The organism is Actinomadura sp. 9N407 (assembly GCF_044326315.1).
Taxonomy (GTDB): Bacteria; Actinomycetota; Actinomycetes; order Streptosporangiales; family Streptosporangiaceae; genus Spirillospora.
The window spans coordinates 1-13,175 of record NZ_JBIRAW010000060.1; the positions used below are offsets into that span (position 1 = coordinate 1).

10 protein-coding genes are annotated in these 13,175 nt (G+C 71.5%); 5 read left to right on the forward strand and 5 right to left on the reverse strand.

The window, feature by feature from the left end:
• Nucleotides 1–87: 87 nt before the first annotated feature.
• From ACH34Q_RS46245 to ACH34Q_RS46265, 5 genes are all read right to left on the reverse strand, one after another.
• Nucleotides 88–1,164, reverse strand: coding sequence for a TauD/TfdA family dioxygenase (locus tag ACH34Q_RS46245; protein WP_395989633.1), 1,077 nt, complete (start codon nt 1,162–1,164; stop codon nt 88–90).
• Between the two features lie 303 nt (nt 1,165–1,467).
• Nucleotides 1,468–2,385 carry a Rieske 2Fe-2S domain-containing protein gene (locus tag ACH34Q_RS46250; RefSeq protein ID WP_395989634.1) on the reverse strand — a complete coding sequence of 306 codons (918 nt, stop codon included), beginning with the start codon at nt 2,383–2,385 and terminating at the stop codon, nt 1,468–1,470.
• Between the two features lie 399 nt (nt 2,386–2,784).
• A complete protein-coding gene (locus ACH34Q_RS46255) occupies nt 2,785–4,998 on the reverse strand; it encodes a molybdopterin oxidoreductase family protein (protein ID WP_395989635.1) in 2,214 nt (737 codons plus the stop codon).
• Between the two features lie 187 nt (nt 4,999–5,185).
• Entirely contained in the window at nt 5,186–6,631 is a 1,446-nt protein-coding gene (locus ACH34Q_RS46260; RefSeq protein ID WP_395989636.1) for a catalase, read from the reverse strand.
• Between the two features lie 49 nt (nt 6,632–6,680).
• On the reverse strand, nt 6,681–7,196 hold the full coding sequence (locus ACH34Q_RS46265) for a Fur family transcriptional regulator (RefSeq protein WP_395989637.1): 516 nt from the start codon (nt 7,194–7,196) through the stop codon (nt 6,681–6,683).
• A gap of 273 nt (nt 7,197–7,469) precedes the next feature.
• Between ACH34Q_RS46265 and ACH34Q_RS46270 the strand changes: the two genes are divergently transcribed.
• The 5 genes from ACH34Q_RS46270 to ACH34Q_RS46290 all read left to right on the forward strand — a co-directional run bounded on the left by ACH34Q_RS46270 (nt 7,470) and on the right by ACH34Q_RS46290 (nt 13,118).
• Nucleotides 7,470–8,519, forward strand: coding sequence for a CapA family protein (locus ACH34Q_RS46270; protein WP_395989654.1), 1,050 nt, complete (start codon nt 7,470–7,472; stop codon nt 8,517–8,519).
• 124 nt (nt 8,520–8,643) lie between these two features.
• Nucleotides 8,644–9,735 (forward strand): CapA family protein, encoded by a 1,092-nt coding sequence (locus tag ACH34Q_RS46275; RefSeq protein ID WP_395989638.1) that lies wholly within the window; start codon nt 8,644–8,646, stop codon nt 9,733–9,735.
• Between the two features lie 66 nt (nt 9,736–9,801).
• The gene (locus tag ACH34Q_RS46280; RefSeq protein WP_395989639.1) at nt 9,802–10,572 is read left to right on the forward strand and encodes a MerR family transcriptional regulator; all 771 of its coding nucleotides are present in this window, start codon (nt 9,802–9,804) and stop codon (nt 10,570–10,572) included.
• On the forward strand, nt 10,569–11,177 hold the full coding sequence (locus ACH34Q_RS46285; RefSeq protein WP_395989640.1) for a GyrI-like domain-containing protein: 609 nt from the start codon (nt 10,569–10,571) through the stop codon (nt 11,175–11,177). The genes ACH34Q_RS46280 and ACH34Q_RS46285 overlap by 4 nt, the downstream gene beginning before the upstream one ends.
• A gap of 75 nt (nt 11,178–11,252) precedes the next feature.
• Nucleotides 11,253–13,118, forward strand: coding sequence for an SDR family oxidoreductase (locus tag ACH34Q_RS46290; RefSeq protein WP_395989641.1), 1,866 nt, complete (start codon nt 11,253–11,255; stop codon nt 13,116–13,118).
• The last annotated feature ends 57 nt before the right edge of the window (nt 13,119–13,175 follow it).

Below are 13,175 nucleotides of genomic sequence, written 5' to 3' on the forward strand. Positions count from 1 at the left end.
TGACTGGTGGCGTGTCCGCATTCCCAGACCCCCGGGACGGCCAACCCGCCACGAGTCAACGAAGCCGGAGCGCGACGTGAACCGGGGCTAGAGGCCCCAGTCGTAGTTGGGGACCGCGGCGTCGGCGATGTGGAAACGGCCGCCGGGCCTCGGCTCCTCCTTCTGGTCGCCGCGCGCCTTGACCACGTTCTTGCCGAAGTCCGGGACGAGCGGACGGCCCACGTCGCGCCGGAGCCAGAGCCGCAGCAGGTGCCGGCGGCGCTCGGGCTCGGGGTGGTCGACGTACCCGGTACGGGAGTGCAGGGCGGCGTAGTTGAGCAGCCACTGGACGTCGCCGGGCTGGAAGTCCATGTCCAGGGCGAGGCCCGGTTCCTGGGTGATCTCGTCGAACAGGTTCAGGACCTCGATCTGGGCCTCGGTGAGGCGGGGGACCTCGGGGTAGTCCTGGGCCGAGAAGATCATCGAGCTGCCCGCGTACGTACTGAAGATGCCGTCCACGTACGAGCAGATCGGGGACGTGTAGGTGTTGGCGGGCGAGTCGGGGTCCTGCTTGCGCCAGTCCCAGTGCCACGGCTCGAACAGCAGGTGCGCCAGGTCGGGCCGGCGGCGCGCGACCTCGTTGAAGATCGTGGTGCCGCTGACCAGGCTGCTGGAACCGCCCGCCCGCGCGCCGCGCAGGCACATCAGGGCGACGACGTCGGAGCTGTCGGAGTGGAACGGCAGCCGGTCGCGGACGCGGGACGGCAGCGCGGTCGGGTCATCGAGCGTCTTGTCGGACGTGGCGATGACGTGGTCGAGCACGTCGCCCTGCTGGTTCTGCGACATCGGCGTGCCCAGGTGCAGGCCCATCACGTAGAAGACGGCGGCCGCGACGGCGTCGCCGTACTCCTCGGTACGCAGGCCCCGGACCAGGATGAAGCCGCGGCCCGCGTCCATCTGGCCGGCGCACTCGTCGATCAGCCCGGCACAGGCGTCCAGCGGGTAGTCGGCGGCGGTGACGGTACGCAGGTCGGGGTCGTCGGCGACGAAGCGGCGCCCGGCGGCCTCCAGGTCGGCGCGCTCGGCATCGGACAGGAGGTAGATCCAGTCGGTGGAGCCTGCCAGCTCGTCGCCGCGCCAGGCGGACGGGCCGGAGATCGGGGACAGGTCGACGGTGGTGGTCATGCTGCCTCGCAAAAGGGGGAGGCGGCCGCAGACGGGACGCCGCGGCCGGGTGAACGTACGGGCTGCGGGCGTCCGGTTCAGAAGGGGGTCTGCGGGTTTCCCACGGCGGTGCCGGGACGCAGACCGGTGCGCGGGGGATGCACCCGCAGCGGCTCTCGATAGCCGCGCGCCGCAGGTCCAAGGCCCTTCGAGGCTGCTCGGATCATGGCGGACTCCCGGCTGTGGAGGATCTTCCGCAACCGTAGGACAGCCGAACCGATCTCGTCAAGCGAGATGGCATCTCGCGTTTTGTTATTTCGCCGGTCAGCCGATCGGGCGGACCTGGACGGTCCCGTTCTCCAGGACCCGGCTCTCGAACGAGGGCTGCCGGCTGGTGGCGGGGCCGTGCACGACCGCGCCGTCGGCGACCCGGAACGTGCTGCCGTGCCAGGGGCAGACCACGCAGAGCTCGTCGGAGTCCCCCACGATCCGGCCCTGGTGCAGCGGCCCGGCCAGATGGCTGCACCGGTCCGTCAGGACGTGGATCTCCTCGCCGTCCCGCAGCACGAACAGGCTGATGTAGCCCAGCCGGCGCTGGACCGGCCAGCCTTCGGGCAGCTCGGACTCCGAGCACAGGTCGTGCCAGCCGAGCGGCACCAGATGCGCGACCTGGTCGGCGTGGCTGGCGCCGGCGGCCTGCCGGAACGCCAGATGGCCGCCGAGGTAGCCGCCGGCCATGAGCGCGGTGAGGCCCGCGAAGCCGAGGGCGCGCCCCGTACCGTCGCGGCCGCGCGTGCGGGCCACGAACGAGGCGGAGTAGAGCAGGGTCGCGGTGCTCGTGCTCATCGCGTGCACCAGACCGACGCGCTGCTGCTGGCGATGCAGGGACGCCCAGTCGGCCAGGCCCGTCAGCGCGGTCGGGACGGCGGCGGCGAGCCCCGCCGCGACCAGGGCCTGCGACGCCCGCTGGGTCCCGGGCATCAGGTCCAGCACACCGGCCGAGATCCAGCACCCCATCGGCACGTCCGTCAGCGGCGGATGCGCGGGATGGCCGACGGGCACGCCGTGCAGCGCGTCCTTGACCGGGCCCGGCCGCAGCGTCTTCTGCACGGCCACCGAGACCGTCCGGATGACGCGGTCCAGGCCGTGGGCGTGCTCCAGGTTGTCGGCCAGATCCACCGGATGCGCGCCGGCCTGAATCCGGGGACTACGCCGGAAGATCCTGCTCGCCCTTCGGTTCATGTCCCTCCTCGGGTGCGCGTCCGGTAGTCGATCAGGACGGCCGTAATAGGACGCCCTTGCGACATTAGCCGCCGTGTTCTCCAGTTGACCACCCAGGCGAACGTCCGCCGGGCCCGCCGGACGGACCGGCCACCCACAGTGATGGATACCTACCTACGCGTACCTACCCTAAACCGGCTGTGTTCCAAAGCCCCGGCTCAGGTACTCGCCTGGCGGCTCGCACCTGACCGGTTCTTGTGCGAGCGCGGCATCGCTTCGCGATCTGTCCGGTGAGACTCGCCTTCGGCGTCGCTTCACCGGACAGGTAACGCGCTCGCGCGGTGGCTGAGGCCCTTTAGCGCGGGGACCGACGCTCACCGGCCGTCCGGGGACCCGGCCAAGGCACGCTAGCGCCCGTGGTCAACCGACGGGCTCGACGGTGACCGGGACGCCGTTGAAGACGGCGTTGCCGGACAGCGGGTCGATCTCGTGCTCGTCGGTGACGGCGTTGACGTTGACGCCGGCGTTCTGGCGGGCGACTTCCGTCCGGGTGCCGGGGCGGTCGTGGCCCCAGCCGTGCGGGAGGCTCACCACCCCTGCCATGACGGTGTCGGTCGGCTCGGCGACGGCCTCCAGGGTGCCCGTACGGGACGCCACGCGGACGGTGTCGCCCGCGGCGACGCCGAGGCGTTCGGCGTCGGCGGGGTTGAGCTGGAGCGTGCAGGTGTTGGAGCCGCGGACGAGTTCGGGGACGTTGTGCAGCCAGCTGTTGTTGGACCGCAGGTGGCGGCGGCCGATCAGCAGCATCCCGGCGGGATCGCGGTCGCCGTCGAGGGCGGCGCGCAGCCGGTCGGCGTCGGCGGCGAACGCGGGCGGGCACAGCTCGATCCGGCCGGAGGCCGTGCAGAGCACCTCGTCCAGCCGGGGGCGGAGGGCGCCGAGGTCGAGGCCGTGCGGGTGCTCGGTACGCAGCCGGGCCAGCGTGAGGCCGGCCGGGTCGGCGCCGAAGCCGTCGCCGTACGGGCCGAGGCGGAGCATCATGTCGAGCCGCTGCTCGGTCAGTGAGATCTCGCCGTCGAGCATCTTGCGCAGCTCGTCGGGCTCGCGGCCCTGCACCGGGGATCCGGCCACGGTGACGGCCTTCGCCAGCGTGGAGCCGATGATCATCTCGTCCAGTGCGGCGGGGTCGCCGTCCAGGCCGGAGGCCAGCACGGCCAGTCGCGCCAGGATCTGCGACTCGGACGGACGGCCCGGCGGCAGGGCGACGGCGGGCGGCGAGTAGCGCACGTAGTCGCGGACGGCCAGGCCCAGCAGTGACACGTCGTAGTGCGGGGTCTGTACGGGGCGCGGCGGCGGCAGCACGACGTTCGCGTGCCGGGTCGTCTCGTTGAGGTACGGGTCGACGCTGACCATGAACTCCAGGCCCGCGAGCGCCTTGTCGATCCGCTCGGAGCCCGGGGCCGACAGGGCGGGGTTGCCGCCGATCGTGATCAGCGCCCTGATCCGGCCCTCGCCGGGCGTCTCGATCTCGTCGGCGAGGGTGGCGACCGGAAGCTCGCCGTTCACCTCGGGCAGGTCGCGGACGCGGCTGCGCCAGCGCCCGGTGGTGAACGGCCGCTTCTTGCGGTAGACGGGCGTGTGCGCCGGGCGCGGGAACATCGCGCCGCCCTCGCGGTCGAGGTTGCCGGTCAGCACGTTGAGCACGTCCACGAGCCAGCTGTTGAGCGTCCCGAACGCCTGGGTGCAGGTCCCGATGCGGCCGTAGACGGCCGCGGTCTCGGCGGCGGCCAGCTCGCGCGCCATCCGGCGGATCGTCGCGGCGTCGATGCCGGTGACGGGCGCGACGCGTTCGGGGGAGAAGTCGACGACGAGGGCGCGCAGATCGTCCAGCCCGTGCACCGGCCGCCGGACGGGCCGGGCGAGGTCCTCGGCGAACAGCGTGTGGACGAGCGCCATCAGCAGGTACGCGTCGGTGCCCGGCCGGATGAAGACGTGCTCGTCGGCGAGGTCGGCGGTACGGGTCCGGCGCGGATCGACGACGGTGACCTTGCCGCCGCGCTTGGCGATGGCCTTGAGCCGGCCGGGGAAGTCGGGGGCCGAGCACAGGCTGCCGTTGGACTCCAGCGGGTTCGCGCCCAGCATGAGCAGGTGCGAGGTCCGGTCGAGATCGGGGACCGGGATCGCCAGCGGGTCACCGAACATGTAGCCGCAGCTCACATGCTTGGGCATCTGGTCGGCGGTGCTCGCCGTGTAGATGTTGCGGGTGCCGAGCGCCTTGATGAGCGCGCCGCCGTACAGCGGTCCGGCCACCGAGTGCGCGGTCGGGTTGCCGATGTAGACCGCGACGGCGTCCTTGCCGTACCGCTCGATGATCTCCGCGATCCTGCGGCCGACGGTCGCGAACGCCTCGTCCCAGCTGGTCTCGGCGCCGTCCAGGAGCGGTGCCTGCAACCGGTCGGGGTCGCTGTCGAGCTTGCCGAGCGTGGCGCCCTTGGGGCAGATGAACCCCTTGCTGAACGGGTCGTCCCGGTCGCCGCGAACACGGGTGACCGTGCCCGAGTCGTCCAGTGTCAGCTCCAGCCCGCACAGGGCTTCACAGAGGGGACAAGTGCGGAATGCCGTACGGCTGCCCATCAAGACTCCTTGTGACCGGGACCGTACTAATCATGACGCCTCACCCATGAGCGCGCCAGGCTCCGACCATGGCGGTGGTTCTTGACATGGCCGCCGGCCTGTGATGTTGGCCGAATCCCCAACAGCGGGACGTATCCACAGGGGAAGGCCCCGGTCCGTCACTGGACCGGGGCCTTCGCGGGAGGGGTCAGGAGCCGTTGACGCCGAGGCCCTGGGCGACGCGGTCGCCGAGGTCCTTCTGGACGTTGCGCCAATACTCGACGACGCGGGGCTTCATCTCGGGGCTGACCTCGGGGGCGGTGGCGTGCCCGAGGATGTTGCCCACCATGTTGTCGCGGTCGGTGTCCGACAGGACCTTCTCCCACAGGGTGCGGGCCTGGCCGAAGTCGTCGTCCTCGCTGTGCAGGGCGTACGCGCTGCGGACGATCTCGCCCGCGACGTCGTACGAGTCGCCCTTCCACAGCTCGGGGTCGGCGGCCGGGCCGTTCACGCTGTTGGGCGAGTAGACCGGGTCGGTCGGGTTGCGGTAGGCCATCGCGCCGTCGAAGTTGTACGAGTGCACGGGGTTCTTCGGCGCGTTGACCGGCAGGTGCAGGTAGTTGGCGCCGATGCGGTAGCGGTGGGCGTCGGGGTAGGAGAACAGCCGGCCCTGCAGCATCTTGTCCGGGGAGGCGCCGATGCCGGGAACGAGGTTGGCCGGCTCGAACGCGGCCTGCTCGATCTGGGCGAAGTAGTTCTCGGGGTTGCGGTTGAGGGTCCACGTGCCGATGGTGATCGGCTCGTAGTCGGCGTGCGGCCAGACCTTGGTCAGGTCGAACGGGTTGAACCGGTAGTCCGCGGCGTCCTCGAACGGCATGACCTGGACCTGGACCGTCCAGGACGGGTGGTCGCCCCGCTGGATGGCGGTGTAGAGGTCGCGGATGTGGACGTCGGGGTCCTGGGCGTCGGCCTCGGCGGCGGTGAAGTTCTTGATGCCCTGGTCGCTCTTGAAGTGGTACTTGACCCAGAACTTCTCACCGGCGGCGTTGTACCAGAGGAACGTGTGCGAGCCGTACCCGTTCATGTGCCGCCAGGAGGCCGGCGTGCCGCGGTCGGTCATCAGCAGCGAGACCTGGTGGGCCGACTCGGGCGTGAGCGTCCAGAAGTCCCACTGCATGTTGTTGTCGCGCAGGTGGTTGTCGGCGCGGCGCTTCTGCGAGTGGATGAAGTCGGAGAACTTCTGCGGGTCGCGGATGAAGAAGACCGGCGTGTTGTTGCCGACGAGGTCGTAGTTGCCCTCGTCGGTGTAGAACTTCATCGAGAAGCCGCGCGGGTCGCGGCCGGCGTCCGCGCTGCCGAGCTCGCCCGCCACGGAGCTGAACCGCACCAGGGACTCGGTACGGGCGCCCTTCTGGAACAGCCCGGCCCGGGTGAACTGGCTGACGTCCTCGGTGATCTCCAGGGTGCCGAACGCGCCGCCGCCCTTGGCGTGCACGACCCGCTCGGGGACGCGCTCGCGGTTGAAGTGCGCCATCTTCTGGATGAGGTAGTGGTCCTGCAGCAGCAGGGGGCCGTTCGGGCCGACGCTCTGCGAGTGGTCGTCGCTGGGGGCGGCGATACCGGCGTCCGTCGTGGTGGTGGGCCTGACGCTCATGGGCGCGGTTCCTCCTTGCTCCGTGGGTGATGCGGATCCGCTGGGTGGTTCAACTCGGTGTGGTCGGGCTCGAGGTGGGCCGGCCCGGGGTGGGCCGGCTCCGGGCGGGCACCGCGCCGTCGGCCCGCTCGCTGGAACGTTCCAGGCGGCAGTCCGGGCACAGGCCCCAGAAGGTGACGTCGGCCTCGTCGACGAGGTAGCCGGCGACATCGACCGGCTCCAGGCAGGGGCTGTATCCCACGACGCAGTCGACGTCGGTGACGTTTCCGCAGCTCCGGCAGACCAGGTGGTGATGGTTGTCGCCGACCCGGCCCTCGAACTTGGCGGGGCCGCCGGCCGGCTCGATCCGCCGGACGAGGCCTGCCGCGGTGAGCGCGTGCAGGGCGTCGTAGACGGCCTGCACGGAGATGTGCCCGACGCGCTCGCGTACCCCGCCGGCGATCGCCTCGGCGCCGAGGTGGTCGCCGTGCCGGACGGTCTCCAGGAGGGCGACCCGGGCCGCCGTCACCCGCAGGCCGGCGCCGCGCAGTTCCGCGGCGATGGTCGGGGCTCCGGGTGCGGTCATGTCGCCAACCTACCTTCCTAAACACGAATCATTCAAGTTAACGAACGACCCAAGTTTAGCCAGGATGCGCTGAGGTCCGTCCATGGCGGGTGTTGGGCCCGCTATCTGGTGGTTTGCCGTGAACTTCAGCCGGTCCGGCGGCATCCAACGGTGCACTTGACGACCAGCCCATGACGACCGGCCCATCTTGATCAGCCCATGACGACCAGCCCATGTCGACCAGCACGGAGGCCCGCGGTGAGCGAACGACGTCGGAAGGGGCGATCCGTCGCCATGGCGGCCGGGCTGGCGGTGGTCACCGGGATGGCGCTGCTGTCCGCCGGAGTGGCCGTCACGCTCCTGGACGGGTCCAGCGGGACCGGAGAGACCGCCAAGCCCAAGAGCCCCTTCACCGTCGCGTTCGGTGGCGACGTCCACTTCGAGGGCATGCTGCGGGCCCGCCTGGACGCCTCGCCTGACACCGCGCTGGGGCCCGTCGCCGCGCAGCTCAAGGCCGCCGACCTGGCCATGGTCAACCTGGAGACGGCCGTCACGACGGCCGGGACCCAGGCGCCCAAGCAGTTCGCCTTCCGCGCGCCGCCGACCGCTTTCCGCGCGCTCAAGTCGGCCGGGGTGGACGTGACCACGATGGCCAACAACCACGGCATGGACTTCGGCGAGACCGGCCTCAACGATTCCCTGGCGGCCGGACGCCAGGCCGGGATGCCGGTCGTGGGCATCGGACGGAACGCGGCCGAGGCGTACAAGCCCCACACGGTCACGGTGAAGGGCGCCAAGGTCGCCGTCATCGGCGCCACCCAGGTCCTCGACGACAACCTGATCCAGGCCTGGACGGCGACCGACGCCAAGGCCGGGATGGCCTCCGCCAAGGACGCGCCCCGGCTCGTCCAGGCCGTACAGGCGGCTCGCAAGAGTGCCGACGTCGTCATCGTCAATCTGCACTGGGGCCAGGAGCTGAACTCCTGCGCCACCCCCGTACAGCGGCAACTCGCCGCACAGCTCGCCGACGCCGGAGCGGACGCCATCGTCGGCAGCCACGCGCACGTGCTCCAGGCCGGCGGCTATCTCAAGGGCAAGTACGTCCACTACGGGCTTGGCAACTTCGCCTTCTACAACTCCAGTGGCCGTACGGCGCAGAGCGGTGTGCTCACCCTGACGTTCGATCCCGGGAGCAAGGGGACGCGGGTCTCCAAGGCCGACTGGGCACCCGCTGTGATCGGGAATGGCCTGCCGCAACCGCTCAGCGGTGCCGCCGCCCAGCAGGCCCGCGCGAGCTGGGAAGCCCTCCGCAGCTGCGCCGACGTCCGCCCGACCCCGGCCTGACGGCTCCCGCGATGTTTCACGTGGATCCGGCCCGTTCACTCTCGGTGATGCCGGGCCTGGGTACGGGGCGCGGCCGCTTCCTCGTGGCATGCTGTCCCGCACGAGACGACGAGGGGAACTCGGGATGCGCAGGAACACGGTCGTACTGGCGGCCCTGGGCGGTGCGGTCGCGCTGGCGCTGAGCGCGTGCGGTGGGAGTTCGGGAACGCCCGAGGCCAAGGGCGCCACCGGCGCGACCAAGCCCGCCGGGACGCCGCCCTCGTCCCCGGCGGCCCCGGCCAAGGAGCCGATCCTGCTCGCGTTCGGCGGCGACGTGCACTTCGAGGGGATGCTGCGGTCCCGGCTGGCCAGCCCCTCGACCGCGCTCGGCCCGATCGCCCGTACGCTGCGCGCCGCCGACTACTCGATGGTCAACCTGGAGACCGCGATCACCACCGGCGGTACGCAGGCGCCGGGCAAGGAGTACGCGTTCAAGGCCCCGCCGTCGGCGCTGGCCGCGCTGAAGGCCGCGGGGGTGGACGTCACGTCCATGGCCAACAACCACGGCATGGACTTCATGCAGTCCGGGCTGCGCGACTCGCTCAAGGCGATCAAGAAGACCGGGTTCCCGACCGTGGGCATCGGCAGGAACGCGGACGAGGCGTACAAGGCCCACCGGGTCACGGTGAAGGGCAACAAGCTCGCGATCGTCGGCGCCACGCAGGTCCTCGACGACCATCTGATCCAGCCCTGGACCGCGACCGACGCCCAGGGCGGGCTGGCCTCGGCGAAGAACGAGGCGCGGATGGTCCAGGCCGTACGGGACGCGGCCAAGGGCTCCGACGTGGTGATCGTCCACCTGCACTGGGGCGCGGAGCTGGAGCCGTGCGCGACGGCGGTCCAGCGCCGGCTGGCCCAGCGGCTGAAGGAGGCGGGCGCCGATGTGATCGTCGGCGGGCACGCGCACATCCCGCAGGGTGGCGGCTACATGGGCGACGCGTACGTCCACTACGGCCTCGGCAACTTCGTCTTCTACTCCGCCAACGGCCAGACCGCGAACTCCGGCGTGCTGCTCCTGCGCGTCCAGGACGGCAAGGTCACCGCGGACAAGTGGAAGCCGGCCCGGATCTCCGGCGGCCTGCCGCACCTGCTCAAGGGCGCGGCGGGCGCGGCCGAGCTGAAGCGCTGGAAGGGCCTGCGCTCCTGCACCGGCGGCCTCACCGCCGCACCGTCCTAGCCACGGGGCCGTTCTGTAGAGCGTCCGGCTGGACTCTCCCACTGAGGGAGACGCCAAGCTTGGGGTGTGAGCGAGACTCTTCTCCCGATCGGGAGGTTCGCGCGGCTGTGCCGCCTGAGCGTCAAGCAGCTGCGGCACTACGACGAGCTGGGGCTGCTGGCCCCGGCTCGCGTCGATCCTGACTCCGGCTACCGCTACTACCGGCCGGACCAGGCACGCGACGCACTGTCGATCGGGCTGCTGCGCTCGCTCGACGTGCCGCTTCCCGCGATCGGGCGGGTGCTGTCCGGGCACGACCCGTCCGAGGCGCTCGGCGAGGTCCGCGACCGGATGGAGGCGGATCTGGAACGGCGCCGCCGCGCCCTCGCCGCCCTCGACCGGCTGCTCGCGGACGGCCTGCCGAGCGTGCCGGTGTCGGTCTCGGCGGAACCCGCGCGCCAGGTCCTGGTCGTACGGGACGCCGCGACGGAGGCGACGATCAGTGCGGTGACCTCGCGCTGCGTGGCCCGGGTCCTCGGGCTCCTGGACGGTGCCCCGCTGGACGGCCCGCTCGTCGGGCTCTTCCCGCTGGACCTCACCGACGAGTTCACGATCGGCGTCGCCGCGGGCGCCGGGGCGGGGGACGAGGTGCTGCCCGGCGGCACGTTCGCCGTCGCCACGCACGTCGGCCCGTACAACGAGATCGCGCTGACCGCGCACGCCCTGCTCGCCTGGTGCGGCGACCACGGCCATCCGCCGGGAAACGCCCTCCGCGAGGTCTACCTCTCCGACCCTCGCAGCACACCGCCGGAACGGCTGGTGACCCAACTGATGATCCAACTGGAGGACGCGCAGTGATCGACGACACGGGTAGCCACAACTTGGGGACCGACACCTGGTACGAGGCCGCGACGGAGCCGGAGGTCGTCGAGTTCGGGACGGTCCGCGGCCTGTCCGTGGCGGGCCAGGGCCAGCCGGGTGGCACCGAGTACGGCACCGCCGTCCAGGCCCTGTACGGGGTCGCGGGCGCACTGCTGGGCATCGCCGGACCGGCGGGCCAGGGCTTCCCGATGCCGCTGCTGGAAGGCCGCTGGTGGGTCGAGGACGAGGGCTCGCCGTTCGAGGTACCGCGCGAGGAGTGGCACTGGCACCTCTTCCTGCGCCTGCCGGACGGGGCGGAGGCGTCCTGGGTGGACCAGGCGCGTGAGATGGCGCGTCCCCAGAGCCCGGCGGTCTCGCGCGCCCAGCTCGTCACGTTCACGGAGGGACGCTGCGTCCAGGTGCTCCACGAGGGCCCGTACAGCGAGGAGCCGCGCAGCCTCGCGCGGATGGAGGCGCTGATGGACGCCGAAGGCCTCGTGCCGAACGGGCTGCACCACGAGGTCTACCTCTCCGACGTCCGCGAGACCGACCCGGAGAAGCTGCGCACGATCCTGCGGCAGCCGGTGCGCTCTGCCGCCTGAACGCTCTGCCGCCTGAACGCTCTGCCGCCTGAACGCTCTTGGACGGGCGCGCCCGGCGGCGTACGTTCGCAGCAGGTGACGCCTGACGTCACGGGGACGAACGAGCGGGTGGGCGCAATGCGAGAGCAGCGGGTGAGGGTTTCCGACGCGGTCGAGCTGGCCGTACGGGAGCGAGAAGCGCGGAACCGTCCGACCGTGGTCCTGATCCACGGCTATCCCGACACGAGCGCGATGTGGGACGAGGTGGCCGAACGGCTCGCCGCCCGCTTCCGCGTGATCGCGTACGACGTGCGCGGGGCCGGTGCCTCCACGGCCCCGGACGACCCGCTCGACTACGGACTCGAAGCGCTGGTCGGCGATCTCGAAGCCGTGCTGGACGAGGTGGGCGGGCCCGATCCCGTCCACCTCGTCGGGCATGACTGGGGGTCGGTCCAGGGCTGGGAGGCCGTGATCGGCGATCGGCTGGCCGGGCGCATCGCCTCGTTCACGTCGATCTCCGGTCCGGCGCGCCCGCACGTCGCCGAGTGGACGCGCCGTACCGCACGCTCGGGCTCGCGCGGCCTGGCCGAGGTGGCGGGGCAGGCACGGCGCAGTGTCTACATGCCGGTCTTCATGGCTCCGGGTGTGGGCGAGCTGGCCGCGCGCGTACTGCCGTGGACGTTCGAGCGTGGGATGAGCCTGCTCGAAGGCGTGGAGCCACGTCCAGGCCACCCCGCGCCCACCATGCACCAGGACGCGCTCAACGGCCTGGGCCTCTACCGCGCCAACATGGGCAGGCGCTCAAGCACGGGCACAGGCGCGGCCACCACGGACGTGCCCGTACAGCTCATCGTCCCGACCAAGGACCGGTACGCCTCCGAAGGGCTGCTGCTGTCCGCGCGGGGTAAGGCCACGCACCTTTATGTACGGCGCGCGCCCGCCGGGCATTGGGTGGCCCGTAGCCGTCCCGACCTGGTGGCACGGTGGGTCGCCGAATTCGTGGATCACATCGAGCAGGGCGGGCCTCCCGAGGAGTCGTCGGCGCTGGCCCAAGCGCGCGCGGCGGCGCAGCCCGGCAAGGACTTCGGCGGCCGTCTGGTCGTCGTCACGGGGGCGGGCAGCGGAATCGGCCAGGCCACCGCCTACGCCTTCGCTGCCGCAGGGGCGCGAGTGGTGGCCGCAGACATCGACGAGGCCGCGGCCAAGCACACCGTGGACGAGATCGGCGGCCATGGCGCCGAGGCGTACGTCTACCAGGTGGACGTGGGCGACGCCGACGCGATGGAACGGTTCGCCGCCTACGTGCGCGACACCTACGGCGTGCCGGACGTCGTGGTCAACAACGCCGGGATCGGTGTCGCCGGGACGCTCCTGGACACCTCCGAGGAGGACTGGGCGCGGATCCGTTCGATCAACCTGGACGGCGTCTACCGGGGCTGCCGGCTGTTCGGGAAGCAGATGGCCGAACGGGGCGAGGGCGGCCACCTGGTCAACCTCTCCTCCATGGCGGCGTACACCCCGGCGGCCGGCCTGGCCGCGTACGCCGCGACCAAGGCGGCGGTGCTCCAGCTCAGCGAGTGCCTGCGGGTGGAACTGGAGCCGCACGGCATCGGCGTGTCGGCGATCTGTCCCGGGGTCGTCAACACCTCGATCATGTGGCATACGCGGTTCGTGGGCATGGACGCCGGTATGGCCGATGAGCTGCGCGAACGTTCCGCCCAGTTCTTCCAGCGGCGCGCGTTCCCGCCCGAACGCGTCGCGCTGGCCATCCTGCGCGCCGTACGGCAGGACCGTCCGGTCGTTCCGATCACGGCCGAGGCCCGAGCCGTCCGCGCCCTCAGCCGGTTCGCCCCCGGCACGTCCCGCAACCTCGCCCGCCTCGGCCGCCGCGCCGGAGACCGCAACCAGGCCGGCCTCGGACAGGAACGCCCAGGCCCCGATGCTGATCGGGCGGATCGCTGACGGAGGTCCGGGAGATGTCGATCGTGGCCGTACCGCCCTGAGGACCGGCGACAATGG